At 64.1% G+C, this 23,138-nt stretch carries 25 protein-coding genes; 16 read left to right on the plus strand and 9 right to left on the minus strand.

Annotated elements, in window-relative coordinates:
- Positions 1-16 precede the first annotated feature (16 nt).
- The 10 genes from LDJ84_RS03020 to trpC all read left to right on the plus strand — a co-directional run bounded on the left by LDJ84_RS03020 (position 17) and on the right by trpC (position 8,162).
- Positions 17-1,972, plus strand: coding sequence for a glycine zipper domain-containing protein (locus tag LDJ84_RS03020; protein WP_226045889.1), 1,956 nt, complete (start codon positions 17-19; stop codon positions 1,970-1,972).
- A 9-nt stretch (positions 1,973-1,981) separates the two neighbouring features.
- The gene (locus LDJ84_RS03025; protein ID WP_226045890.1) at positions 1,982-2,887 is read left to right on the plus strand and encodes a phage tail protein; all 906 of its coding nucleotides are present in this window, start codon (positions 1,982-1,984) and stop codon (positions 2,885-2,887) included.
- Complete coding sequence (locus LDJ84_RS03030; RefSeq protein ID WP_024763574.1) at positions 2,859-3,068, plus strand: tail protein X; 210 nt, start codon at positions 2,859-2,861, stop codon at positions 3,066-3,068. The genes LDJ84_RS03025 and LDJ84_RS03030 overlap by 29 nt, the downstream gene beginning before the upstream one ends.
- Before the next feature lie 64 nt (positions 3,069-3,132).
- Positions 3,133-4,137: a phage late control D family protein gene (locus tag LDJ84_RS03035; RefSeq protein WP_226045891.1), complete on the plus strand. Its 1,005-nt coding sequence runs from the start codon at positions 3,133-3,135 to the stop codon at positions 4,135-4,137.
- Between the two features lies 1 nt (position 4,138).
- Positions 4,139-4,768 carry a glycoside hydrolase family 19 protein gene (locus LDJ84_RS03040; protein ID WP_226045892.1) on the plus strand — a complete coding sequence of 210 codons (630 nt, stop codon included), beginning with the start codon at positions 4,139-4,141 and terminating at the stop codon, positions 4,766-4,768.
- Positions 4,765-5,121, plus strand: a complete 357-nt coding sequence (locus LDJ84_RS03045) for a hypothetical protein (protein ID WP_170857952.1) — start codon at positions 4,765-4,767, stop codon at positions 5,119-5,121. The genes LDJ84_RS03040 and LDJ84_RS03045 overlap by 4 nt, the downstream gene beginning before the upstream one ends.
- On the plus strand, positions 5,118-5,369 hold the full coding sequence (locus LDJ84_RS03050) for a hypothetical protein (protein ID WP_170857951.1): 252 nt from the start codon (positions 5,118-5,120) through the stop codon (positions 5,367-5,369). Before LDJ84_RS03045 ends, LDJ84_RS03050 begins: the two co-directional genes overlap by 4 nt.
- Before the next feature lie 317 nt (positions 5,370-5,686).
- Positions 5,687-6,283: an aminodeoxychorismate/anthranilate synthase component II gene (locus LDJ84_RS03055; RefSeq protein ID WP_170857950.1), complete on the plus strand. Its 597-nt coding sequence runs from the start codon at positions 5,687-5,689 to the stop codon at positions 6,281-6,283.
- The gene (gene trpD, locus LDJ84_RS03060; RefSeq protein WP_054908057.1) at positions 6,280-7,329 is read left to right on the plus strand and encodes an anthranilate phosphoribosyltransferase; all 1,050 of its coding nucleotides are present in this window, start codon (positions 6,280-6,282) and stop codon (positions 7,327-7,329) included. Before LDJ84_RS03055 ends, trpD begins: the two co-directional genes overlap by 4 nt.
- Positions 7,326-8,162 carry an indole-3-glycerol phosphate synthase TrpC gene (gene trpC, locus LDJ84_RS03065; protein ID WP_226045893.1) on the plus strand — a complete coding sequence of 279 codons (837 nt, stop codon included), beginning with the start codon at positions 7,326-7,328 and terminating at the stop codon, positions 8,160-8,162. Before trpD ends, trpC begins: the two co-directional genes overlap by 4 nt.
- Positions 8,163-8,230: 68 nt before the next feature.
- Here trpC and crp read toward each other — a convergent pair whose 3' ends face one another.
- Positions 8,231-8,878, minus strand: coding sequence for a cAMP-activated global transcriptional regulator CRP (gene crp / locus LDJ84_RS03070; RefSeq protein WP_024763566.1), 648 nt, complete (start codon positions 8,876-8,878; stop codon positions 8,231-8,233).
- A 374-nt stretch (positions 8,879-9,252) separates the two neighbouring features.
- On the opposite strand from crp, the gene LDJ84_RS03075 reads away from it, so the two are divergent.
- Entirely contained in the window at positions 9,253-9,675 is a 423-nt protein-coding gene (locus tag LDJ84_RS03075) for an OsmC family protein (protein WP_015475289.1), read from the plus strand.
- A gap of 223 nt (positions 9,676-9,898) precedes the next feature.
- The gene (gene speD / locus LDJ84_RS03080; RefSeq protein WP_024763565.1) at positions 9,899-10,693 is read left to right on the plus strand and encodes an adenosylmethionine decarboxylase; all 795 of its coding nucleotides are present in this window, start codon (positions 9,899-9,901) and stop codon (positions 10,691-10,693) included.
- 177 nt (positions 10,694-10,870) lie between these two features.
- Here speD and coq7 read toward each other — a convergent pair whose 3' ends face one another.
- Positions 10,871-11,518 carry a 2-polyprenyl-3-methyl-6-methoxy-1,4-benzoquinone monooxygenase gene (coq7, locus tag LDJ84_RS03085; RefSeq protein ID WP_024763564.1) on the minus strand — a complete coding sequence of 216 codons (648 nt, stop codon included), beginning with the start codon at positions 11,516-11,518 and terminating at the stop codon, positions 10,871-10,873.
- 102 nt (positions 11,519-11,620) lie between these two features.
- Positions 11,621-11,959 carry a histidine triad nucleotide-binding protein gene (locus LDJ84_RS03090; protein WP_024763563.1) on the minus strand — a complete coding sequence of 113 codons (339 nt, stop codon included), beginning with the start codon at positions 11,957-11,959 and terminating at the stop codon, positions 11,621-11,623.
- Positions 11,960-12,052: 93 nt separating this feature from the next.
- Between LDJ84_RS03090 and LDJ84_RS03095 the strand changes: the two genes are divergently transcribed.
- On the plus strand, positions 12,053-13,534 hold the full coding sequence (locus LDJ84_RS03095; protein ID WP_024763562.1) for an AAA family ATPase: 1,482 nt from the start codon (positions 12,053-12,055) through the stop codon (positions 13,532-13,534).
- A gap of 6 nt (positions 13,535-13,540) precedes the next feature.
- Here the strand turns inward: LDJ84_RS03095 and LDJ84_RS03100 are convergent, their stop codons facing one another.
- From LDJ84_RS03100 to hemJ, 4 genes are all read right to left on the minus strand, one after another.
- Positions 13,541-14,329 (minus strand): SDR family NAD(P)-dependent oxidoreductase, encoded by a 789-nt coding sequence (locus LDJ84_RS03100; protein ID WP_226045894.1) that lies wholly within the window; start codon positions 14,327-14,329, stop codon positions 13,541-13,543.
- A 55-nt stretch (positions 14,330-14,384) separates the two neighbouring features.
- A complete protein-coding gene (locus LDJ84_RS03105) occupies positions 14,385-15,482 on the minus strand; it encodes a DUF805 domain-containing protein (protein ID WP_024763560.1) in 1,098 nt (365 codons plus the stop codon).
- Between the two features lie 105 nt (positions 15,483-15,587).
- A complete protein-coding gene (locus tag LDJ84_RS03110) occupies positions 15,588-16,556 on the minus strand; it encodes an NAD(P)H-dependent flavin oxidoreductase (protein WP_024763559.1) in 969 nt (322 codons plus the stop codon).
- Positions 16,557-16,575: 19 nt separating this feature from the next.
- Positions 16,576-17,001 carry a protoporphyrinogen oxidase HemJ gene (hemJ, locus tag LDJ84_RS03115; RefSeq protein ID WP_024763558.1) on the minus strand — a complete coding sequence of 142 codons (426 nt, stop codon included), beginning with the start codon at positions 16,999-17,001 and terminating at the stop codon, positions 16,576-16,578.
- A 259-nt stretch (positions 17,002-17,260) separates the two neighbouring features.
- On the opposite strand from hemJ, the gene argC reads away from it, so the two are divergent.
- Together argC and erpA are read left to right on the plus strand one after the other, a co-directional pair.
- Positions 17,261-18,295 (plus strand): N-acetyl-gamma-glutamyl-phosphate reductase, encoded by a 1,035-nt coding sequence (argC, locus tag LDJ84_RS03120; protein WP_045212607.1) that lies wholly within the window; start codon positions 17,261-17,263, stop codon positions 18,293-18,295.
- A gap of 135 nt (positions 18,296-18,430) precedes the next feature.
- Positions 18,431-18,781 (plus strand): iron-sulfur cluster insertion protein ErpA, encoded by a 351-nt coding sequence (gene erpA / locus LDJ84_RS03125; RefSeq protein ID WP_024763556.1) that lies wholly within the window; start codon positions 18,431-18,433, stop codon positions 18,779-18,781.
- A 56-nt stretch (positions 18,782-18,837) separates the two neighbouring features.
- Here erpA and LDJ84_RS03130 read toward each other — a convergent pair whose 3' ends face one another.
- Together LDJ84_RS03130 and LDJ84_RS03135 are read right to left on the minus strand one after the other, a co-directional pair.
- The gene (locus LDJ84_RS03130) at positions 18,838-19,929 is read right to left on the minus strand and encodes an anhydro-N-acetylmuramic acid kinase (RefSeq protein WP_084359431.1); all 1,092 of its coding nucleotides are present in this window, start codon (positions 19,927-19,929) and stop codon (positions 18,838-18,840) included.
- Positions 19,930-19,932: 3 nt separating this feature from the next.
- Positions 19,933-21,378 (minus strand): peptidoglycan DD-metalloendopeptidase family protein, encoded by a 1,446-nt coding sequence (locus LDJ84_RS03135; protein WP_065085719.1) that lies wholly within the window; start codon positions 21,376-21,378, stop codon positions 19,933-19,935.
- A gap of 182 nt (positions 21,379-21,560) precedes the next feature.
- Here LDJ84_RS03135 and tyrS point away from each other — a divergent pair, with 182 nt between their 5' ends.
- Positions 21,561-22,760 (plus strand): tyrosine--tRNA ligase, encoded by a 1,200-nt coding sequence (tyrS, locus tag LDJ84_RS03140; protein WP_024763553.1) that lies wholly within the window; start codon positions 21,561-21,563, stop codon positions 22,758-22,760.
- The last annotated feature ends 378 nt before the right edge of the window (positions 22,761-23,138 follow it).

Raw genomic sequence — 23,138 nt, forward strand, 5'->3', positions numbered from 1 at the left:
TCAGAGGGCGAGTGAAATGGAAATGAGTGAAAAGCCGGACGTGCTGGTGGCGGCTGTCGTCGGTCTGGGCAGCACGCTCGGCCGGGTGATAACGGACTCCGCCGTGCGCCTGGGAACCCTCGTTGGAAAACTGGATGCAAGTCTGCCCATGCGCACGCTGGTGGATGGCATCGATGCCGTTCTGGACAATCAGGATATCCGCCATCGCGCCAGTGAGCGCAACGCGGGGGAAACCAGGCTGGCGCTGCGACGGATCATCGATCTGCTGGGGCTGCGGCCGGCAGAGGTTCGCTTGCCGAAAATCACCGTCGGTGTAGCGCCAGCGGCGAGCGCACCGGCGAACGATTGGCAGCGAATGGAAACGGCGACAAAGTCGTTGTCCGAGCTGAACTCTGTCGGTGATGTCGCGCGATCTTCCCTGAGCGCGAGCCTCGCGTTTCGTGGGCGTCTGATGCAGGTTCGCGAAGCGGCAGGGCAACCCTACGACCCGGTCGCCGAGGCGGCATTGGGCAAGCGCGTTGTGATGGCGGCGGATGCTGCTGCGATGCCCCGCGAAAAGGTGCTGGACCTGGCGCAGGCGATGGCCGAGAGCGAGGTGCCGCTCCGCGATATGGACACGATGTTGCCGGTGGCGGCCAGGTTCGCCCAGGGGCAGGGCGTGTCGATGCAAACGACGGCACAGCTGATCAGCGCCCTGCAGCAGAAGGGGGGCATCAACAATGCCGCCGATCTGGAGCGTGCGTTGAGTGCAGTGGCGTGGCGTGGTCAGAAGGAAGCGCCGTCGGTCGAGCTGTTCAGCCGCGATCTGCTTGGCAGACTGGCCTCGTTGCGGCCAGGAGCCTCGCAGAAGGCTGAGGCCTTGTTGCAGACCAGGCAGTCCCTGGCTGCTGCCCCGGCCGACCTGTTGCAGCAGGGCGTCAAGCAACATCAGGAATCTCCGCTGGGGCAGTTGGAGGCCAGCGAGCAGAAGATTTCCGGCGCCATGCTGGGAATGGGTGATGCCATGCTCAGCCATCAGGGCGCCCTGGAGTTTGTCGGCGGTGGTCTGCTGGCGCTGAAGTCCCTGATCGATGCAAAGAAATTCGTCGAGGACGCCAATGATGCAATGCCCTGGAACTGGGGCAAGCGCGAGGTCCAGGATGTCTTCGTCACCAACTGGCCGGCCTGCGTGTGCGACGGTCTCCTCGAGGGCAGGCCGAAAGGCAAGGGCAAAGGCAAGGGCGGCGGAAAATCGAAAACCGGCGGCTCGGGCAGTGCGGCGCGTGGCGGTATCTTCCAGCGCGCCCGGTCCACCCTGGGACGCGCCGCGGGAGCCGCCTCCGGATGGCTCGGCCGGGCGGCACAAACCGTGCGCTCTTCGCGTGTCGGTCGCGCCGCTGGTGGCATCCTGCGTCGTGGCGCAGGCCTGGCACGCCGCGTGGGTGCTTCCGGCATCGGAAGGGCGGCGGGCGGATTGGTACGGAAAGCTGGAGCGGGCTTGCGACGTTTCGGGCCGGTCAATGCCGCGTTGGCGATCGCCGATGTTGCCTCGGTCTATGCCAGTGACCAGTCGCCTGCGCAGAAGGCCGTCGGCTACGGCAAGGCCGGAGGCTCGGCCATTGGTGCGGCAGCAGGTGCTGCGCTAGGCACGCTGATTCCGATTCCCGTCGTGGGGACGCTGGTGGGCGGCGCCATCGGCGCGACCGTCGGCGAATGGATAGGTGGCAGGGTCGGCGCGCTGTTCGGTCCGTCGGACGAAGCAGCGAAATCGCAGTCTGCCGCGCCGGCCCCGGCAGCTCCGGTCGCCGCAGCTATGGCCGCCAACGCTCCAGCCAGCTGGACCTTTTCGCCGCAGGTGAGCATCAACGTGGCGGGCAATATCGTCAATCCGCAGCAACTGCTGGATGAGCTGGTCCCGGCAATGCGCCGGCTGATCGCTGAGGCCCAGCAGGAAAGGCAGCGCAATGCGCTGTTCGACACCGTCGTCATGTAGGGAGGCCCCATGACCTATCTGGAACAGTTCAATACCGGCCTCGGGATGATTGCGGGCGCTGCCACGGCCGCCCGGCGCGACCTGGAGCAGGTCGCCGCACCGGTGGACAAGGCAATGCTGCACATTCGCAGCGGCGTCGCAGCGCTCGAAGGCCTGCCCGGCGTCACGCCCGAGGCGGCCGCCAAGCTCAAGCGCGTCACCGATGGCATCGTTCGTGCCCAGGGCAAGTTGCAGGACGGGGTGAAGAAAGCCCAGGCCGAGCAGGAAAAGCTGCAGAAGAACCTCGACAAGGCCAGGCAAGTGGCGGCCGAGGTCAACGAGCACGTGGAGAAGCTGGGAGAAGAGATCAGCAATGCCGGCCAGGCGGTGAACAAGGTGCTGGGCAAGATCGATCCGCGCCTGAAGGACATCCTGCCAAGCTCGGTGCTGGCACCCAGGCTCGACCCTTCCGAGCAGATGTGCAAGGTGCCGCAGCACCTGTTGATCATGACCCCGTTGAAGTCGACCGAGCAGACTTACTACTTCAACGTCGACACCACCGGCTTCCAGCGGCTGACCCGCACCAGCAGCTATGCCTGGAAGGACCAGGCACGGCTTGGTCGGCGCAGCGCGCAGCAGAGCGTCGGCCTGGGCCCGGAAACGCTCACGCTCAATGGCGTGGTCATGCCGCTGTTCATCCGTGCCGGCGACGCCTCGCAGCGCGTCGGCTGGAACCAGCCGCGGATGCTGCGCGACATCGCCGCGCTGAGCGAGCCGGTCCATCTCGGTACCGGCCGCGGCGATGACCTGGGCAACTGGTGCCTGACCAAGATCACCGAGACGCAGGAGGCGTTGTTCGCCAATGGCGTGCCGCGTCAGCAAACCCTCGACCTGGAGTTCACCCGCTATGGCGACGACGATAGTCAGAAGCGCTGACGGCGATCTGCTGGACCGCCTCTGCTACCAGCGCTACGGGCATCTCAATGGCTGCGTGGAAGCCGTGCTGGATGCCAATCCCGGACTGGCCGATGAGGCTCAACCGTTACGGGGCGGCGTGATCATCCGCCTGCCGGAACTGCTCGTGCCGGCAGACCAGAGCGTGCGCTTGTGGGAGTGACCACCGGCATTCGCTTCAGTAACCAGGCCCCGCTCAGGCGGGGCCATTTCATTCAGGGTGGCTTATGAAACCTGCCTTCCGCATCAGCGCCGACGGCGCGGACATTACTGCGCTGATCAGCGACCGGTTGATCGAACTGCAACTGACCGACAAGCCTGGCCTGGAGTCCGACACCTTCCAGATCACCATCGATGACCGCGATGGCGCCGTCACGCTGCCCCGGCGCGGCGCGGCGCTGGAGGTCTTCCTCGGCTACGACGGCGCCCCGCTTACGCGCATGGGCCGCTATGTGGTGGATACGCTGACCTACAGCGGCATGCCGGACAACCTGGTGATCAAGGGCAAGAGCGGGGATATGCGCGGCCAGGGCAAGGCCGCCCGCAGTGGCAGTTGGGAAGGCATGAGCCTGGCGAACGTGGTGGCGGATATCGCGGCGCGCAATGGCTGGCGCGCGGCGTGCAATGTCGAGACAGTGATCGCGCGCATCGACCAGATTCGAGAGTCGGACTTCAACTTCATCACCCGGCTGGCCCGGCAGTACGACTGCACCGCTAAGCTGGCCAACAACTGCCTGCTGGTGCAGCCGCGCCAGTCTGGCCGCAGCGCCAGTGGGCAGGCGCTGGAGATACCGGTGCTGGGACGCGGGGACGTGGGTTCGTTCCGCTTTACCCTGGATGACCGCAAGGTCGTGGCAGCGGTGAAGGTGCCCTATCGCGGCGCCGACGGCGTGCAGAAGCAGGTTCGTGTGACCAACCCGGACGCACCCTCACAAATCGCCGCGGAGCATTGCGACCGCCACCCGCAGCCGGACGAGGCAGCCGCCCGGCGCGTCGCTGCGGCACGGTTGGCCGAGTTCAATCGCAACAGCGCTGAAGTGCAGCTGGACTTGCCCGGTCGCGCCGATCTGTTCGCCGAACTGACCATTGTTCTGCAGGGCTTCAAGGCTGGTCTCGACGGCCGCTACCTGATCGACTCGGTCACCCAGCATTATTCCGCGGGTGGCTGGACCACCACGGTGCAGTGCAACGGCGGGGCGCAGGGGAAGGGCAAGGCTGGGGAGGGCGGCTGATATGCAAATCGACGAACGCCAGCTGCTGCTGATCCTGCCCAACGCCCGCCCTGTCGCGGGCGTTTTTCTTCCGGCACTCGACGCCGCCATGGGGGAATTCAGAATCGACACGCCGCCGCGTGTTGCTGCCTTCATCGCCCAGGTCGGCCATGAAAGTGCCCATCTGACCCGCTGCGTGGAAAGCCTGACTTACAGCGCCCAGCGTCTGGCCGCCGTCTGGCCCCGGCGCTTCCGCAGCGCCGACGGCTCGCCCACGGCGCTGGCGCGAGAGGTGGCGTACCAGCCGGAGCGCATTGCCAACCTCGTCTACGCCGGGCGCAACGGAAACGGTGACGAAGCCTCTGGCGACGGCTGGCGTTTTCGTGGACGCGGCCTGCTGCAGGTGACGGGACGGAGCAACTACCGCTCGGTTGGCGAAGGGTTCGCACAGCCCTTTGTCGCCCGCCCGCAACTGCTGGCGGAGCCACGCTGGGCGTGTCGATCCGCCGCCTGGTGGTGGCAGCGCAACGGACTTGGCGAGCTGGCGGACGCCGGGCGCTTCGAGGACATTACCCGGCGCATCAATGGCGGGCTCAATGGCCTGGAGGAGCGCTTGCTGCTCTGGCGGCGTGCGCAGGAGGTGCTGGGATGAGCCGTTTCTGGCTGGCGCTGGGGATGGCCGGCTTCCTGCTGGGTGGCCTGTTCGGCGGTTGGCTGGCGTCGCGCTTCTATGGCGGGCAGTTGCAGGGCCTGCAGCTCGAGCAGGCGCGCTGCAGCGAAGCCGGCAAGGCGCTGGAATCCCGGCTGGTGCTGCAGAACGAGCGACTCGACGCGTTGGCTGAAAGCTCCCGCCAGCGTGCGGAGGCCGCCGAGCGAGCCCTGGCCCAGGCCCGTGACCTGGCGCAAAGCCATGAAGATGCCGCAAACCGACTGTTGCTGGAGCGCAGCGAGGGCGAAGAGTGCGCGGTGGTTCGTCAACTGATCGACCGTGAGCTGCTGCCATGAAAGTGCTCATGCTGATCTTCCCGCTGTTGATCGCCGGTTGCGCCGCGACTTCACCCAAGCCCGTGGAAATCCGTATTCCCATCCCGGTGCCGTGCCAGACACCGGCCATCGAAGCTCCCCGATTCGCCACCACCGCCCTGCGCCCGGCGGACGACCTGCAAACCAAGGTTCGTGCGCTGCTGGCCGAACGTCAGCAACACCTGGCCTACGAAACCCGCCTGCGTGCTGCCCTCCAGGCGTGCCAGTGAAACGTCCTACCTTCGTCGGCAGGGGCGCCGCGCGTATTGCGCTGGCGCCCGGCCTTGGGCTACTGTTCGGCCATCGCTAGGCGAGACCGCAACCGTGATCCACCGCACCCGCATCATCACCTCCCTCCTCAAGGCATTCGCCCGTTGGCGCTGGCGCGCCTGATTCCTTCTTTCCCGGCATAGCGCCGGTCTCTTCTTACGCGTCCATTTCTCCCATCCGCTGGCATAATTGCCAGATTCGCGCAGCCTACGAGGCCGCAACGGGTGTCGACGATGGCGCGATCCGAAAGCAGTGCAATCATGAGGTTCGAGCAGACATGCTGCTGATGATCGATAACTACGATTCCTTCACCTACAACCTGGTGCAGTACTTCGCCGAGTTGAAGGCCGACATCCACGTCATTCGCAACGATGAGTTGAGCGTCGACCAGATCGCCGCGCTCAATCCCGAGCGCATCGTCCTGTCCCCCGGTCCGTGCACCCCGAACGAAGCGGGTGTTTCCCTGGAAGTGATCGAACGCTTCGCCGGCAAGCTGCCACTGCTGGGCGTGTGCCTGGGCCACCAGTCCATCGGCCAGGCCTTCGGTGGTGACGTGGTGCGGGCGCGCCAGGTCATGCACGGCAAGGTCAGCCCGGTGTTCCACAAGGACCAGGGTGTATTCGCCGGCCTGAACAACCCGCTGACGCAGACCCGCTATCACTCCCTGGTGGTCAAGCGCGAGACGCTGCCCGACTGCCTGGAGATCACCGCCTGGACGGCGCTGGAAGACGGCTCGGTCGACGAGATCATGGGCCTGCGCCACAAGGCGCTGAACGTCGAGGGCGTGCAGTTCCACCCCGAGTCGATCCTCTCCGAACAGGGCCACGAGATGCTGGCCAACTTCCTCAAGCAGACCGGCGGGGTGCGCGCATGAATATCAAGGAAGCCCTCAACCGCGTGGTCAACCAGTTGGACCTGTCCACCGAGGAAATGCAGGACGTCATGCGCGAGATCATGACCGGGCAGTGCACCGACGCGCAGATCGGCGCGTTCCTCATGGGCATGCGCATGAAGAGCGAGACCATCGACGAGATCGTCGGCGCCGTCGCGGTGATGCGCGAGCTGGCTGACCAGGTCGAACTGGACAGCCTCAAGCACGTGGTCGACGTGGTCGGCACCGGCGGTGACGGCGCGAACATCTTCAACGTGTCCTCGGCGGCGGCCTTCGTCGTCGCCGCGGCGGGCGGCAAAGTCGCCAAGCACGGCAACCGTGCGGTCTCCGGCAAGAGCGGCAGCGCCGACCTGCTGGAAGCGGCCGGCATCTACCTGGACCTCAAGCCCGTCCAGGTGAAGCGCTGCATCGAGACCGTCGGTGTCGGCTTCATGTTCGCCCAGGTCCACCACAAGGCCATGAAGCATGCTGCTGGCCCGCGCCGCGAGCTGGGCCTGCGTACCCTGTTCAACATGCTCGGCCCGCTGACCAACCCGGCCGGTGTGAAACACCAGGTGGTCGGCGTGTTCAGCCAGGCGCTGTGCCGTCCGCTGGCCGAGGTACTCAAGCGCCTGGGCAGCGAGCACATCCTGGTGGTGCATTCGCGCGATGGCCTGGACGAGTTCAGCCTCGCCGCACCGACCCATGTGGCCGAACTGAAGGACGGCGTGGTCACCGAGTACGAAGTGCAGCCGGAAGACTTCGGCATCAAGAGCCAGAGCCTGATCGGCCTGACCGTGGACAGCCCGCAGCAGTCGCTGGAGCTGATCCGTGATGCCCTTGGCCGGCGCAAGACCGAGGCCGGGCAGAAGGCCGCCGAGCTGATCGTGCTCAATGCCGGCGCCGCGCTCTATGCGGCGGACCTGGCCACCAGCCTGCACGAAGGCATGCAATTGGCCCACGACGCCCTGCACACGGGGCTGGCGCGGGAGAAGATGGAAGAGCTGGCGGCCTTCACCGCCGTTTACCGAGAGGAGAACGCACAGTGAGTGTGCCGACGGTTCTGCAGAAGATCCTGGCCCGCAAGGCCGAAGAAGTCGCCGACCGCCGCAGTCGTGTGAGCATCGCCGAGCTGGAGCAACTGGCGCGTGCCGCGGATGCCCCGCGTGGTTTCGCCAATGCCCTGCTGGAGCGTGCCAAGCGCCGTGAGCCGGCGGTGATCGCCGAGGTGAAGAAGGCTTCCCCGAGCAAGGGTATCCTGCGCGAGAACTTCGACCCCGCCGGCATTGCCCGCAGTTACGAGGAGGGCGGCGCCGCCTGCCTCTCCGTGCTGACCGACATCGATTTCTTCCTCGGCAGCGACGCCTACCTCAAGGAAGCCCGCGCGGCCTGCACGCTGCCGGTGATCCGCAAGGACTTCCTGATCGACCCGTATCAGGTGGTGGAAGCCCGCGCCATCGGCGCCGACTGCATCCTGCTGATCGTCTCGGCGCTGGATGACGTGCGCATGGCCGAGCTAGCTTCGGTGGCCAAGGACGTCGGCCTCGACGTGCTGGTGGAAGTGCACGACGCCCCGGAACTGGAGCGCGCGCTGAAGACCCTGGACACTCCGTTGGTCGGCATCAACAACCGCAACCTGCACACTTTCGAAGTCAGCCTGGAGACCACTCTGGACCTGCTGCCGGAAATCCCGCGCGAGCGCATGGTGATCACCGAAAGCGGCATCCTCAACCGCGCCGATGTGGAGCTGATGGAAGTCAGTGACGTGTTCGGCTTCCTGGTCGGCGAAGCCTTCATGCGTGCCGACGAGCCGGGCACCGAGCTCAAGCGCCTGTTCTTCCCCGAGCGCAGCAAGGTCAAGCTGGGCGCCGATCCGGACTGACAGCTCCTACAGAGTCAGGACAACAAAAAAGCCGGCGATTGCCGGCTTTTTTGCGTTCTGGGGATGCTTCAGCGGGTGCCGAAGACCACCATGGTCTTGCCTTTCACATGCACCAGGCCCTGTTCCTCCAGGCTCTTGAGCACGCGGCCGACCATCTCGCGGGAGCAGCCGACGATGCGGCCGATCTCCTGGCGGGTGATCTTGATCTGCATGCCGTCCGGGTGGGTCATGGCGTCGGGCTGCTGGCACAGGTCCAGCAGGGTGCGGGCGACGCGGCCGGTGACATCGAGGAAGGCCAGGTCGCCGACCTTGCGCGTGGTCTTGCGCAGGCGATCGGCCATCTGGCTGCCCAGGGTGAAGAGAATCTCCGGATCCTGCTGGCTCAGTTCGCGGAATTTCGCGTAGCTGATCTCGGCGACTTCGCATTCGGTCTTGGCGCGGATCCAGGCGCTGCGCTCCTGGCCGGTGCTGCCTTCCTTCTCGAAGAGCCCCATCTCCCCGAAGAAATCGCCGGTGTTGAGGTACCCGATGATCATCTCGCGGCCATCGTCGTCCTCGATCAGGACAGTGACCGACCCTTTGATGATGAAGAACAGGCTCTCGCAGCGGTCCCCGGCGTAGATGATGGTGCTCTTGGCGGTGAAGCGGCGGCGATGACAATGCGCGAGCAACTTGTCGAGGTTCTTGATTTTGGGTGTGAGGGTAATAGCTACCATGCCCGAGTCCCGGAAAGAATAAAGAGTGGCCTTTGCACAACAGGCGCTAATGATTTTTTATGACCAGCTGTAGTGCCGTGCGTCCCTGGCTCGATCCCCCTCGATCCGCAGGGCGGCAGATTGCCTTGCTGAGCATTCTTGCGCGTACGTAAATCCGCAAGAGCTTAACAGACGACGTGTTACCAACAATCGGAAAGCTGGAACATTCGTGCGGGCAATTTCCTAGAGTGTGCCAGTAAACCGGCGCCAGCTTAAGTGATAAATGCATACTCGCCGTGTGGAAATGAGACCTGGGTAACAGCCGCAGGCCCCGGTGGGCGTGCTAGAGGGCTGTGTTAAGCTAACGCCCCTTTTTTCCGGCGGAGTTCTTTGCAATGAAAGCGCGAATCCAGTGGGCGGGCGAGGCCATGTTCCTCGGTGAATCCGGCAGCGGCCACGTGGTGGTAATGGACGGCCCGCCGGACGCCGGCGGCCGCAACCTGGGTGTGCGTCCGATGGAAATGCTGTTGCTCGGCCTCGGTGGCTGCACCAACTTCGATGTGGTCAGCATCCTGAAGAAAGGCCGTCAGCCGGTGGAGAGCTGTGAGGCCTTCCTCGAAGCCGAGCGCGCCGACGAAGACCCGAAGGTGTTCACCAAGATCCACGTGCATTTCGTGGTCAAGGGCCGTGGTCTGAAGGAAGCGCAGGTCAAGCGTGCGGTCGAACTGTCGGCCGAGAAATACTGCTCCGCCTCGATCATGCTCGGCCGCGCCGGCGTGGAGATCACCCACGATTACGAAATCGTGGAACTGGGCTGACAGCTTCCTTCATCCTTTCATCATCAAGGGTGCGCAAATTCTGGCAGAGGTCGCCTGACCTCTGCATAATGCGCCACCTTTTTTCAGGGCCTTCCGCCCGAAACCAGAAACCACAATCGCCATCGCGAAGAGGTGTAAACCGTCCTACGCAGGTGCGCCGTACGCATCTGACGGGCATGCTCAACCACGCGGCAGAGCCGCATTTGATGAGAGTTCTCCCACGGTGAAAAGCAAACTCAAGCTCCACGGGTTCAACAACCTGACGAAGACCTTGAGCTTCAACATCTATGACATCTGCTACGCCGAGACGCCTGAAGACCAGCAGGCCTACGTGCAGTACATCGACGAAGAGTACGATGCCGAGCGTCTCACGCAGATCCTCACCGATGTTGTCGACATCATTGGCGCAAACATCCTGAACATCGCCCGTCAGGATTACGATCCGCAAGGCGCCAGCGTAACCATCCTGATCTCCGAGCAGCCGGTCACCCCGACCGACAGCCAGATCGAGGAATCCCCGGGGCCGCTACCGGAAACCATCCTGGCGCACCTCGACAAGAGCCATATCACCGTGCACACCTATCCGGAGATTCATCCGGTGGAAGGCATCGCGACCTTCCGTGTGGATATCGATGTGTCGACCTGCGGCGTCATCTCGCCGCTCAAGGCGCTCAACTACCTCATCCACCAGTTCGACTCGGACATCGTCACCGTGGATTACCGCGTGCGCGGTTTCACCCGTGACGTGGAAGGCAGGAAGCACTTCATCGACCACGAGATCAACTCGATCCAGAACTACCTCTCCGACGACACGTACGAGGCCTATCAGATGACCGACGTGAACGTGTACCAGGAGAACCTGTTCCACACCAAGATGCTGCTCAAGGAGTTCGACCTGGACAACTACCTGTTCGGCGATGCCACGAGCAATCTCTCGCCCGAGCAGCGCAAGCAGGTGGAAGAGCGTGTTCGGCACGAGATGCTGGAGATCTTCTACGCGCGCAACATGCCGCGCTGATCGAGCTACTGCGCTGGGAGATACGGCATTGAAAGGCCGGGCTGAAATGCTCATTTGCTCAAGCAGACTCCGCTTTCATCCCGACTTTCCGCCTTGTCTCCCCTGCGCTCGTAACGCTCGATAGTAGAAACGAAAAAGGGGCGCCCAGTGGGCGCCCCTTTTTCCTTGCCGGCCGGATCAGATCCGGTAGGTGGACTTGGTCATCACCTTGGACAACAGCGTCATGCCGAACTTCACCGGCGCCGGGAAGCGCAGGCCGCCAGCCTCGATGGCGCTGGTGGCGTGGTGCTCCTCGTCCTCGCGCATCTGCTCGAGGATGGCGCGGGACTTCTGGTCCTCGGCGGGGATTTCCGCCAGGTGTTCGTCCAGATGCTTGCACACCTGGTCTTCGGTGGCGGCGACGAAGCCCAGGCTGACGCGGTCGCTGATCAGCCCGGCGGCGGCGCCGACGCCGAAGGACAGCCCGTAGAAGAGCGGGTTGAGCACACTCGGACGACTGCCCAGTTCACGGATGCGCTGCTCACACCAGGCAAGATGGTCGACCTCTTCGTCGGCCGCTTCCTCCATGGCCTTGCGTACCTTCGGCAGCTTGGCGGTCAGCGCCTGGCCCTGGTACAGCGCCTGGGCGCAGACTTCGCCGGTGTGGTTGATGCGCATCAGGCCGGCCACGTGGCGGGCATCAGTCTCGCTGAGCTCGGCGTCGGGCTGGACGATGGCAGGGGACGGGCGCCCCGGATGGCCGCTGAACGGCAGCAGGGTGCGCAGTGCAGCATCGGCCTGCAGCAGGAAGCGGTCGGCGGGAGAGTAGTGACGGTCGGCGGACATGGCGCACCTCCGAGTAGGAACATTCGCCCGGCAGTTTACCGGATGGCGGATGACAGGTCTTGCCGAGGTGCGCGCAGCTTCCTTTTATCGACGGGGCGCCGATCAACCCGGCGGCCAGTGCATCTGGCGCTGACCCAGCACATGCATGTGGATGTGGTGCACGGTCTGGCCGCCCAGGTCGTTGCAGTTCATCACCACGCGGAAGCCCTCGTCGCAACCCTGCTCCTTTGCCAGCCGCTGGGCGGTGAAAAGGATGTGCCCGGCCAACGGCTTGTCTGCCTCGGTCAGGTCATTGAGGGTGGAGACGTGCTTCTTCGGGATCACCAGGAAATGCACGGGCGCCTGCGGGCCGATGTCGTGGAAGGCGATGACCTGGTCATCCTCATAGAGCTTGCGCGCGGGAATTTCCCCGGCGACGATCTTGCAGAACAGACAGTCCACGAAATGCACCTCCAGTCATATGGGCAGGAGCAGCAGTTTAGCGGCCGTCGACCGCCGCGCCCAGTTCCGGGCCGGCCAGCGCAAGGAGCGAGCGTGCAGAACGATATCCATGACCTGGGCCTGGTGCTCGACTCCAGGGTCAAACTGATCGTGATCGAATCCTGGGACGAGCCCAGGGTCCTGGAAACCCTGACCGGCCTGGCGGTACGGCGCGGGCTCAACTTGCAATTCTGGTCGGCGACCGAAGGCTTGCAGCGCCTGGGGTTCGGCGGCGAGCCCTTGGGCGAGGACGACAGCCGTGAGGCGGAGAATGCCCTGCGGCTGATCAAGGCCGATCCGCAGCCGAACCTCTATGTGCTCTGCGATCTGCATCCCTATCTGGCGGACAACCCGCGTGCCGTGCGCCTGCTCAAGGAGATCGCCATGGCCGAGGGGAATTTCCGCCCCACGGTGGTGCTGGTTTCCCATGCACTGAAGCTGCCCGCTGAGGTCCAGCGCTTCGCGGCGCGCTTTGCCCTATCGTTGCCGTCCGAGGATGAACTGGTGGGGCTGGTCCGCGAGGAAGCGACCCGCTGGAGCGAGCGTAACCGGGGCGCGCGGGTACGTACGGACAACCGCACGCTGCGCCAGGTGGTGAAGAACCTTCGCGGACTCACTCACGGTGAGGCGCGGCTGCTGGCGCGCAGCGTGATCTGCAATGACGGGGCGATCACCCAGGAAGACCTGCCGGAGCTCAACCGCACCAAGTTCGAGCTGCTCAACCTCGATGGCGTGCTCAGCTTCGAGCACGATACCGCGCGTTTCGCTGAAGTGGGCGGGCTGGCCAGCCTCAAGCGCTGGCTGGGCGAGCGGCAGAGCGCGTTCACCGAGGGCAAGGACAAGGACCTGCCCAAGGGCGTGCTGCTGGTGGGGGTGCAGGGTGGCGGCAAGAGCCTGGCGGCCAAGGCAATCGCCGGCCTTTGGGGCCTGCCACTGCTGCGCCTGGACTTCGGCAGCCTCTACAACAAGTACTTCGGTGAGACCGAGCGTAACCTGCGCGAGGCGTTGCGCCTCGCGGACAGCATGGCGCCCTGCGTGCTCTGGGCGGATGAAATCGAAAAAGGCGTGGCTACCGGAGATCAGGATAATGGCGTCAGCCAGCGCGTTCTGGCCACGCTGTTGACCTGGATGGCCGAGCGCAAGGCGCCGGTATTCATGGTCGCCACCGCCAACGCCATCGAGCGCCTGCCGCCGGAACTGGTGCGCAAGGGGCGCTTCGACGAGCTGTTCTTCGTCGACCTGCCGGACGACGAGGTACGCCAGGATATCTTCCGCATCCATCTGCAGCGTCGTGAATTGGACGCCGCCCAGTTCGAACTGGGCGAGCTGGCCGCTGCCACCGAGGGGTTCTCCGGTGCGGAGATCGAGCAGGCAGTCGTCGGCGCGTTCTATGCCGCGCAGGCTCGGCAGAAGTCCGTGGACCAGGCGTTGCTGCTGGAGGAAATCCGCCGCACAGCGCCGCTGTCGGTGGTGATGGCCGAGGAGTTGGCAGCCCTGCGCGCGTGGGCCGATGGCCGCACGGTGCGCGCGGACTGAACCTGGCTAGCCGGCCAGGGCCAGGCGATTGACCCGGCCGGCCAGCTTGCGCAGGGCCCAGCGCGGCAGCAGGCGCACCGCGCAGGCGAAGAGTCGGTTGCGCCAGCCGGGGATGATGATCGCCGGTGCGCGGCGCAGTGCCTTCACCGCGAGGAAGGCGACTTCCTCGGGCGACATGATCCGCTTGCCATTGTCGAGCTTGCCCAGGTGCATGTCGGCGTTGCGGTAGAACGCCGTGCGGGTTGGGCCTGGGCAGAGCACGGAAACCTTGATGCCACGGCTTTTGAGCTCCTCGCGCAACCCCTCGGAGAAGTGCAGCACGAACGCCTTGCTGGCGTAGTAGCTGCTCATCCAGGGGCCGGGCAGGAGGCTCGCCATGGAGGCGACGTTGAGAATCCGCCCGCCGCCGCTGCGCTCCATCATCGCTCCGATGCCGTGGCACAGGCGCGCCAGGGCCAGCACATTGAGCTCCAGCAGTTCCTGCTCGCGGGACCAGTCCTGGTCGATGAAGGTGCCGGAGGTGCCGACACCGGCGTTGTTCACCAGCAGTTCGATCTGCCGCCCGCTCTGTTCCAACTCGTGGAGCAGTCCGGATATCTGCAGCGGTTCGGAGAGGTCGCAGACGCGGAATAGCACCTCCACCCCGAAACGCTGGGACAGTTCGCAGGCGATGCTGTCCAGCGCGTCGCGCTTGCGCGCCACCAGGATCAGCGCCTGGCCGCGACGTGCGAGGGCTTCGGCCAGGGCCAGGCCGATACCGCTGGAGGCGCCGGTGATGAGGGCAAAACGAGGCATTCAGGAGTCTCTGTGGCGGGGTGGCGTTCGACCACGCCCGCCACGGGTTGTTGCATTACTGATCCGAGTCGCCGCCTTCGGTGTCGCCACTGCTGAAGTCGCCGTCGGAGGGCTCCGCGGTGGCTGCCGGGTCGGCAGCTTCGTCGCCCTGCTGGGACTGCGCCTGCGCAGCCTGGGCGCGCTCGATGTAGCTCTGGTAGGCCGGGATCGCGATGGCGGCGAGGATACCGCCAAACACCGGGAACAGCAGCCAGGAGAAGGCCAGGACCTTGACGCCGGTGCTGTTGGGCGGCGGCGGCGGACCGAAGCGGTTGGCGGACTGCTCGCCGGGCATGAACAGCAGCAGCAGGCTGAGGACCACGTTGACGAAGGGCACCAGCAGCGCGAGCCAGAGCCAGCCGGACCAGCCCAAGTCATGCAGGCGCTGCACGCCGATCGGCACGCTGAAGACCATGGCGGCAATGACCACCGCGGCAATGGCGGCTACGCCCAGGGGCAGCGAAACGGCCATCAGCAGGCTGGCGACCAGGTAGGCGCCGAAAACGATGAAGGACAGTGCCGCTGACCAGCCAAGGTAGCGCACGCGGCCGATCCGGCCGGACAGGCTACGGACTTTCAGCTCGCCGAATTCTGGCAGGTCGTCGCCAACCTGTGCCTGGGGCGGCGCATAGGGCGATGTTGCGGTGTTCGGAGTGGGGGGCGCCGCGGTGGGGGCCGGGTTGGCTGCGAGCTCAGCCTGGCGCGCCAGGTATTTCTCGATGACGATGCCGCAGGCACTGCACTCGATGGCGCTGGCTTGCTCATGCCCGCACTTGGGGCAGGTCATCCGCTCATTGCTGGCCGCTTCACCGGCCGCGCGGGCGGCCAGGGTCGCTTCGCTGGGGTGGTCATCGGTTTCCACCAGGCTGAGGCCCGCGACGCCTTCGGCTTCCTTGCGGGCGTTGGCACCAGCGCCATGGAGCGCGCGCAAGTACTTGTCGGCCTCGTCGCCGGACAGGTCGCGCTTGAGCACGACCGGCTGGCCGCTGAACAGCGCTTCGATCTTCGCGGCATCGCTCTTGAACAGGCGGGCGAGGTTTTCCTTGGCGGTCTCCAGTGGCGTCTGGGGCATCAGCGCGCCGTCGAACACGATCTTGAAGCGGGATTGGTCCATAGGGGCATCCTTGTCTTCTGGCTATGTTGGAATCGCTACAGCGTAATCGGGCCGCCGAAGGCCAACAAGCGGCCTCGGCGGATATCTCGTGAGCGGTGCCGCAGCTCAGACCAGCAGTTGGTTGGACAGGCCGGCGCTGCGGGTCAGGGCCTGGCGGTATTCATGGTCCAGGCGCGCGATCAGCTCGCCCACGGCCGGCAGGTCGCGGATATCGCCGACGCCCTGGCCGGCGGACCACACGGTCTTCCAGGCCTTGGCCTCGTCGCTCACCGGCTTGAGTTTCTCGCCGTAGTTGAGCGCGCCCTTGTCATTCAGCCGCTGCATGTCGAAGCCGGCAGCCTCCAGACTCTGGCGCATGAAGCTGGCCGGTACGCCGGAAACGGCAGGGGTGTGGATGATATCGGCGGCGCGGGCGTCGAGCAGCATGTGCTTGTAGGCCTCCGAGGCCGCGCTTTCGCGGGTGGCGATGAAGCGGGTGCCGAGGTAGGCGAGGTCGGCGCCCAGCACCTGGGCGGCAAGGATCTCGTGGCCATGGTTGATGCAGCCGGCCAGCAGCAGGGTCTTGTCGAAGAACTGGCGAATCTCCGCGACCAGCGCGAAGGGGCTCCAGGTACCGGCATGGCCGCCGGCACCTGCGGCCACCGCGATCAAGCCGTCGACCCCAGCTTCCGCCGCCTTCTCGGCGTGGCGACGGGTGGTGACGTCATGGAACACCAGGCCGCCATAGCTGTGCACGGCGTCGACCACCTCGCGCACCGCGCCCAGGCTGGTGATCACGATGGGCACCTTGTGCTCGACGCACAGTTTCAGGTCGGCCTGCAGCCGCGGATTGGTGTTGTGGACGATCAGGTTGACCGCATAGGGCGCTGCCTGCGGGTCGGCTGCCAGCCCGGCTTCGATCTCTTCCAGCCAGGCCTTGAAACCGCTGCTCTCGCGCTGGTTCAGTGCGGGGAAACTGCCGACGATGCCGCTCTTGCAGCACGCCAGCACCAGTTGCGGGGTGGAGACCAGGAACATCGGTGCCGCCACCAGGGGAATGCGCAGGCGGCGGTCGAGCAGGGCGGGCAGGGACATGACAGTCTCCTTGTCGGGGTCAGAAGGGTTTGACGACCACCAGGATCACGATGGCGATCAGGAACAGTACCGGCACTTCGTTGAACCAGCGGTAGAACACATGGCTGCGCCCGTTCTCGCCACGCGCGAAGCGCTTGAGCATGGCGCCGCAGGCGTGGTGGTAGCCGATCAGCAGCACCACCAGCGTGAGCTTGGCGTGCATCCAGCCCTGGGTCAGCCAGGCGGGGTTGAGATAGAGCATCCAGGCACCGAGGACGATGCTGAGGATCATCGACGGGCCCATGATGCCGCGGTACAGCTTGCGCTCCATGACGCAGAAGCGTTCGCGGCTGGCGGCGTCCTCGCTCATGGCGTGGTAGACGAACAGGCGCGGGAGATAGAAGAGGCCGGCGAACCAGCAGACTACGGCAATGATGTGAAAGGCTTTCAACCACAGGTAAAGCATCGGGACGTCCTCGGATCACGGTTGAGCCGATAGTAGTGGCGCCGTGCAATGCCGTCATCCCTGTGGCGGCTGCAGTGTGGGAAAGTTCGTTCGACTGCGGCAATCGGTATCGCCAGGCGCCGATCAGGCCCGTGATCGGAAAGCGGAAACTCTTGCGCCGCGTACCCTCAATTCAGGCGGATTCGCTCTGTTCAGCGGGGGCGGTGGCTCATATCATGACTGCCCCTGAATTTGGCCCCATAGGTGGAGTGACAGGCAGATGATCAAGGTCGGTATCGTAGGCGGTACGGGTTATACGGGCGTGGAACTGCTGCGCCTGCTGGCACAGCATCCCCAGGCGCGCGTCGAGGTGATCACCTCGCGCTCCGAGGAGGGCGTGAAAGTCGCCGACATGTACCCGAACCTGCGAGGCCACTACGACGGCCTGGCCTTCAGCGTGCCGGATGTGAAACGTCTGGGCGAGTGCGACGTGGTGTTCTTCGCTACTCCCCATGGCGTGGCCCACGCGCTGGCCGGCGAACTGCTGGCCACCGGTACCCGGGTGATCGACCTGTCCGCGGACTTCCGCCTGCAGGACGCCGAGGAGTGGGCCAAGTGGTACGGCCAGCCGCACGGCGCGCCGGAGCTGCTGCCCGAGGCCGTCTACGGCTTGCCGGAAGTGAATCGTGAGGCCATCAAGTCCGCACGCCTGATCGCCGTTCCCGGCTGCTACCCGACCGCCACTCAACTCGGCTTCATTCCGCTGCTGGAGAATGGCCTGGCCGACGCCAGCCAGCTGATCGCCGACTGCAAGTCCGGTGTCAGCGGCGCCGGTCGTGGCGCCAAGGTCGGCTCGCTGTTCTGCGAGGCCGGCGAAAGCATGATGGCGTACTCGGTGAAAGGTCACCGGCACTTGCCGGAAATCAGCCAGGGCCTGCGTCGCGCGGCCAAGGGCGATGTCGGCCTGACCTTCGTGCCGCACCTGACCCCGATGATCCGCGGCATCCATGCGACGCTTTACGCACGCGTCGCTGACCGTGGTGTCGATCTGCAGAAGCTCTATGAAGAGCGTTACGCCAATGAGCCGTTCGTCGACGTGATGCCCGCTGGCAGCCATCCGGAAACCCGCAGCGTGCGTGGCGCCAACGTCTGCCGCATCGCGGTGCACCGTCCCCAGGGTGGCGACCTGGTGGTGATCCTGTCGGTCATCGACAACCTGGTGAAGGGCGCGTCCGGCCAGGCGATCCAGAACATGAACATCCTCTTCGGTCTGGACGAGCACCTGGGCCTGTCCAACGTCGCGCTGCTGCCGTAAGGAAAGATTGCCCTGGAAGGCGGTCGATTGATCTGGACCAATGGATGAGTCGGATTAGTTGACCGTTTTTCTGGGGTAAGCGGATAATAGTCCGCAATGTTGTAACGTACGGCTTCGGCCGGGAGAGTTGTCACCATGACCATCGAAACCTTCACCCCCACTCCGCTGATGTTCTCGCAAGGCGCTGCGAACAAGGTGAAGAACCTGATCGACGAAGAAGGCAATCCGCGCCTCAAGCTGCGGGTTTTCGTCACGGGCGGTGGCTGTTCGGGCTTCCAGTACGGGTTCACCTTCGATGAAGACACCGCGGAGGACGACACCATCGTCGAGCGCGACGGCGTCAACCTCGTGGTCGATCCGATGAGCTTCCAGTATCTCGCCGGTGCGGAAGTGGACTACCAGGAAGGTCTCGAAGGTTCGCGGTTCGTCATCAAGAACCCGAACGCAGCGACCACCTGCGGCTGCGGTCAGTCCTTCTCGATCTGATGCCGTAAAAGCGAAAACGCCGCGCCGATGCGCGGCGTTTTTGTTTGTGGATGGGTTCAGGCGGGGTAGAGCGCGCCTAGGATTCGAGGACCTTGTGCGGCCGTGACTTCCGGGCAGTTGCCAGGCTCACGCTCCAGGAAGCGGTGGGCCAGCCAGGCGAACGCCATGGCCTCCATCCACTCTGGCGGCACGCCGCGGTCGATGCTGCTGATCACGCTGGCGCCGGGCATATGGGCGGCCAGACGCTGCATCAACGTGACGTTGAAGGCGCCCCCGCCGCAAACCACTACTTCCTCGCAGCCGGGCTGCGCTTCCAGCAGCGCTGTGGCGATGCTTTGCGCGGTCAGCTCCAGCAGGGTCGCCTGCACATCTTCGTCCTTGACCGGGTCGTGCTTGGCCAGGACCGCGTTCAGCCAATTCAGGTTGAAGCGTTCGCGTCCGGTGCTCTTCGGGCCTTTCGCGGCAAAGAACTCATCGGACAGCATCTTCTGCAGTAGCGCCTGATCGATGCTGCCGCTGGCAGCCCAGGCGCCGTCCCGGTCATAGGTTTCGCCGCGCTGCTCCTGAATCCAGGCATCCAGCAGCACGTTGCCGGGGCCGCAGTCGAATCCGCGAACCGGTTCGCCGGGGCTCAGCAGCGAAACGTTGCTGAAGCCGCCCACGTTTAGGATGGCGCACTCGCGGCCATCGCTGCCGAACAGCGCGCGGTGGAAAGCGGGCACCAGCGGTGCGCCCTGGCCGCCGGCGGCGACGTCACGACGACGGAAGTCGGCCACCACATCGATGCCGCTCAGCTCGGCGAGCAGCGCCGGGTTGCCGATCTGCACGGTGAAGCCCAGGTGCGGTTCATGGCGAATGGTCTGGCCGTGGCTGCCAATCGCGCGAACGGCGCTTGCGGCCAGATTCTCGCGAGCCAAGAGGTCGTTGATGCCTTGTGCGGCGAGACGCACCCAGCGGTTTTCCGCGAGAGCGCTGCGGGCGATTTCGTCAGGGCCGGGAGAGCAGAGTGCCAGGAGATCGGCACGCAGCGCCGCAGGCATGGGAAGGTAGTGGGAGGCGAGCAGAGTGGTCTGCGCGCCTTGCTCGATCAGGGCGATGTCCAGTCCATCGAGACTGGTCCCGGACATTACCCCCAGATAGAGCGGCATCGATCAGCGCTTGTTCAGGGCCAGGAAGGTTGCCTTCTCCTGGTCCATGCGCGCGATCAGCGGTTGCGCCTGAGCCATGAAGCGCTTGCGCTCCGGACCGGTCAGCGGGTCGGCGGTCGGCAGCTTGGCACTCAGCGGATCGACGTGCTGGCCGTTGACCTGGAACTCGTAATGCAGGTGCGGGCCGGTGGCCAGCCCGGTCATGCCGACGTAACCGATAATCTGGCCCTGCTTCACTGCCACGCCGGAGCGGATGCCCTTGGCGAAGCGGCTCATGTGGCCGTAAACGGTGCGATAGCGCTGGCCGTGCTGGATCACCACGGCGTTACCGTAGCCACCCTTGCGGCCGGCTTCGAGGATCTTGCCGTCGCCGGTCGCCTTGATCGGGGTGCCGATCGGCGCTGCGTAGTCCACGCCCTTGTGTGCTCGAATCTTGTTCAGGATGGGATGGAAGCGCCCAATAGAGAAGCGCGAACTGATACGGGCGAAGTCCACCGGGGTGCGGATGAACGCCTTGCGCATGCTGCTGCCATCCGCGCGCAGGTAGCTGGTGTTGCCCTGCTTGTTGGTGTAGCGCACCGCGGTGTATTCCTTGCCGCGGTTGACGAAGCGCACCGCGAGGATACTGCCGGTGCCGACCTGCTTGCCCTTCACCTGCTGGGATTCGTAGATCACGTCGAACTCGTCACCCTGGCGAATATCCTGGGCGAAGTCGATGTCGTAGCCCAGGACGTTGGCCATCGACATGATCAGGTCGTGAGACAGCCCGGCGTTGCGGCCTGCGACGAACAGCGAGCTGTCGATGCGGCCGTGGGCATAGTTGGCGTGGACTGAAGGTTTGACCAGGTCGCGCTTGAAGTCATAGCCCTTGGCAGACTTCGCCAGGCTGATGGTCTCCAGATCGCTGCGCTTGACCTTGAGGCCCTGCAACTCGCCCTTGGAATCGATAAGGAAGTCCACGTCCTGGCCGACATCAAGACGGGTGAACTGCTTGGCGTCCTTGTTGGCGGCAAGCATGTCGTGCACGGCGTTCGCCGGCAGGCCGGCCTTCGCGAACACGTTGGAAAGAGTGTCGCCCTTGCCCACGGTCACGCTTTTCCACGCAGGTTCTGCGGAAGCGGAGGGGGAGGGTTGCTGGTTCGAATCGGCGAGATCGTTCTTCTTTTCTGCGTCTTTTCCGGCGCTGTTCTGGTTGTCGGGCTGCCCTTCTATCTGCGCGAAAGGGGAGGAGCTGCCGTCTTCCGTGACCGGAGCGGGTCGAAGGTCGTCTTTTTCCTGGAGAATCTGCTCGGTGCCGTTTTCCAGCTCGAGATTGAGCGTGGTCTTCTTCGCCTCGACCTCGGCCGAGGGGAACACCAGCAGAGCCAGGCTGAGGAGCGCTGCTACACCGCTTGCGGCCAGCAGATGGCTCTTCGGGTAGTACGGCGCTTTCTGATCGGATTGCGTCATGGCGTGAGTGGTGTTTTTGGAATGTGAAATAACTGCCTAAAATATAACCAAATTCCCTCTGAAGCAACCCTGATGTCGGGCTTCTGACGTCCTGTCCTCTGGCGCTGGGCAAAACTTGTTTTTAGTGCCTGTTCTTGTATCGTTGGTTCCCTTTCGCAATTCGCAACGTACAGGAAACTGCAATGAAGTCGGTCGAAGAGCAGCTGGCGCTGATCAAGCGCGGAGCAGACGAAATTCTCGTGGAGGCCGAGCTGATCGAAAAGCTCAAGCGCGGCCAGCCCCTGCGTATCAAGGCCGGCTTCGACCCGACCGCTCCTGACCTGCACCTGGGGCATACCGTCCTTATTAATAAGCTGCGCCAATTCCAGGAGCTGGGCCATCAGGTGATCTTCCTGATCGGCGACTTCACTGGGATGATCGGTGACCCGAGCGGTAAGAGTGTTACCCGTCCACCCCTCACTCGCGAGCAGGTTCTCGACAACGCCGAGACGTACAAAGCCCAGGTCTTCAAGATTCTCGACCCCGCGAAGACCGAGGTGGCGTTCAATTCCACCTGGATGGACCAGCTTTCCCCCGCTGATTTCATTCGTCTGGCTTCCCAGTACACCGTTGCTCGTATGCTGGAACGCGATGACTTTAGCAAACGCTATGCCAGCAACCAGTCCATCGCCATTCACGAGTTCCTTTACCCGCTGGTTCAGGGCTACGACTCGGTAGCGCTGCGGGCGGACGTCGAGCTCGGCGGCACCGATCAGAAATTCAACCTGCTGATGGGGCGCGAGCTCCAGCGTGCCTATGAGCAGGAGCCGCAGTGCATCCTGACCATGCCGCTGCTTGAAGGTCTGGATGGCGTGAAGAAGATGTCCAAGTCCCTGGGCAACTACATCGGTATCCAGGAAGCGCCGGGTGTCATGTACAGCAAGCTGGTCTCCATTCCTGACACCTTGATGTGGCGTTACTTCGAGCTGCTCAGCTTCCGCTCCATGGAGGAGATCGATGGTTTCCGCAAGGATGTAGAGGCTGGCGCCAACCCGCGTGACATCAAGATCAAGCTGGCCGAAGAGATCGTCGCTCGCTTCCATGGCGAAGAAGCTGCTGCTTCGGCGCACAAGTCCGCTGGTAACCGTCTTAAGGAAGGCGAGTTGCCGGAAGATCTGCCGGAAGTGGAAGTGGCGGCGGCAGAAGACCTGCCCATCGGTGCCGTCCTTAATAAGGCAGGGCTGGTGAAGAACTCTGCAGTCGCTCGCGACCTGCTGTCTTCTGGTGGCGTGCGTGTGGATGGCGACGTGGTGGATCGCAGCTTTGTCTTCAAAGTCGGCGCTACTCACGTGCTGCAGGCCGGCAAGAAGGCCTTCGCTCGTGTTTCCCTGGTCGCTGAGTGAAGAAAGTTTAAATTAGTCGTTGACGACCAATTTAAACTCCCTATAATGCGCACCACTCCCAGCGACGAAGCGCTGAAAGAACTTGAAAATCAAGTACTTACAGAGATTAGAGGTTGGGGGTGGCGATCAGGCAGGTGATTCACTTGTCGCTCTTCATTAGCTGCTCCGGCAGCGAGCTGAAAAGAAGGTTGCCGAGGTGCTTGACAGCGAGTTTGATTGCTGTAGAATGCGCGTCCCGCTGATGAGAGGTTTGACTTCTCGGAAGCCCAAGCGATTGAGTAGAAAAGAAATTTTCGAAAAATAAAGCTTGACGAAAGATGAGGTTAGCGTAGAATGCGCGCCTCGGTTGAGACGAAAGCCTTAACCAACTGCTCTTTA

Origin of the sequence: Pseudomonas sp. HS-18, from assembly GCF_020401845.1 — a bacterium.
GTDB classification, from domain to species: domain Bacteria; phylum Pseudomonadota; class Gammaproteobacteria; order Pseudomonadales; family Pseudomonadaceae; genus Pseudomonas; species Pseudomonas nitroreducens.

Coding starts and splice junctions, on each gene's coding strand:
- LDJ84_RS03040 (WP_226045892.1), top strand. CDS start 4,139: ATGCAAATCGACGAACGCCAGCTGCTGCTGATCCTGCCCAACGCCCGC.
- LDJ84_RS03050 (WP_170857951.1), top strand. CDS start 5,118: ATGAAAGTGCTCATGCTGATCTTCCCGCTGTTGATCGCCGGTTGCGCC.
- coq7 (WP_024763564.1), bottom strand. CDS start 11,518: ATGTCCGCCGACCGTCACTACTCTCCCGCCGACCGCTTCCTGCTGCAG.
- LDJ84_RS03035 (WP_226045891.1), top strand. CDS start 3,133: ATGAAACCTGCCTTCCGCATCAGCGCCGACGGCGCGGACATTACTGCG.
- argC (WP_045212607.1), top strand. CDS start 17,261: ATGATCAAGGTCGGTATCGTAGGCGGTACGGGTTATACGGGCGTGGAA.
- LDJ84_RS03025 (WP_226045890.1), top strand. CDS start 1,982: ATGACCTATCTGGAACAGTTCAATACCGGCCTCGGGATGATTGCGGGC.
- crp (WP_024763566.1), bottom strand. CDS start 8,878: ATGGTAGCTATTACCCTCACACCCAAAATCAAGAACCTCGACAAGTTG.
- LDJ84_RS03135 (WP_065085719.1), bottom strand. CDS start 21,378: ATGACGCAATCCGATCAGAAAGCGCCGTACTACCCGAAGAGCCATCTG.
- LDJ84_RS03055 (WP_170857950.1), top strand. CDS start 5,687: ATGCTGCTGATGATCGATAACTACGATTCCTTCACCTACAACCTGGTG.
- LDJ84_RS03045 (WP_170857952.1), top strand. CDS start 4,765: ATGAGCCGTTTCTGGCTGGCGCTGGGGATGGCCGGCTTCCTGCTGGGT.
- LDJ84_RS03105 (WP_024763560.1), bottom strand. CDS start 15,482: ATGGACCAATCCCGCTTCAAGATCGTGTTCGACGGCGCGCTGATGCCC.
- LDJ84_RS03075 (WP_015475289.1), top strand. CDS start 9,253: ATGAAAGCGCGAATCCAGTGGGCGGGCGAGGCCATGTTCCTCGGTGAA.
- trpD (WP_054908057.1), top strand. CDS start 6,280: ATGAATATCAAGGAAGCCCTCAACCGCGTGGTCAACCAGTTGGACCTG.
- hemJ (WP_024763558.1), bottom strand. CDS start 17,001: ATGCTTTACCTGTGGTTGAAAGCCTTTCACATCATTGCCGTAGTCTGC.
- erpA (WP_024763556.1), top strand. CDS start 18,431: ATGACCATCGAAACCTTCACCCCCACTCCGCTGATGTTCTCGCAAGGC.
- LDJ84_RS03100 (WP_226045894.1), bottom strand. CDS start 14,329: ATGCCTCGTTTTGCCCTCATCACCGGCGCCTCCAGCGGTATCGGCCTG.
- LDJ84_RS03020 (WP_226045889.1), top strand. CDS start 17: ATGGAAATGAGTGAAAAGCCGGACGTGCTGGTGGCGGCTGTCGTCGGT.
- tyrS (WP_024763553.1), top strand. CDS start 21,561: ATGAAGTCGGTCGAAGAGCAGCTGGCGCTGATCAAGCGCGGAGCAGAC.
- LDJ84_RS03110 (WP_024763559.1), bottom strand. CDS start 16,556: ATGTCCCTGCCCGCCCTGCTCGACCGCCGCCTGCGCATTCCCCTGGTG.
- LDJ84_RS03030 (WP_024763574.1), top strand. CDS start 2,859: ATGGCGACGACGATAGTCAGAAGCGCTGACGGCGATCTGCTGGACCGC.
- LDJ84_RS03130 (WP_084359431.1), bottom strand. CDS start 19,929: ATGCCGCTCTATCTGGGGGTAATGTCCGGGACCAGTCTCGATGGACTG.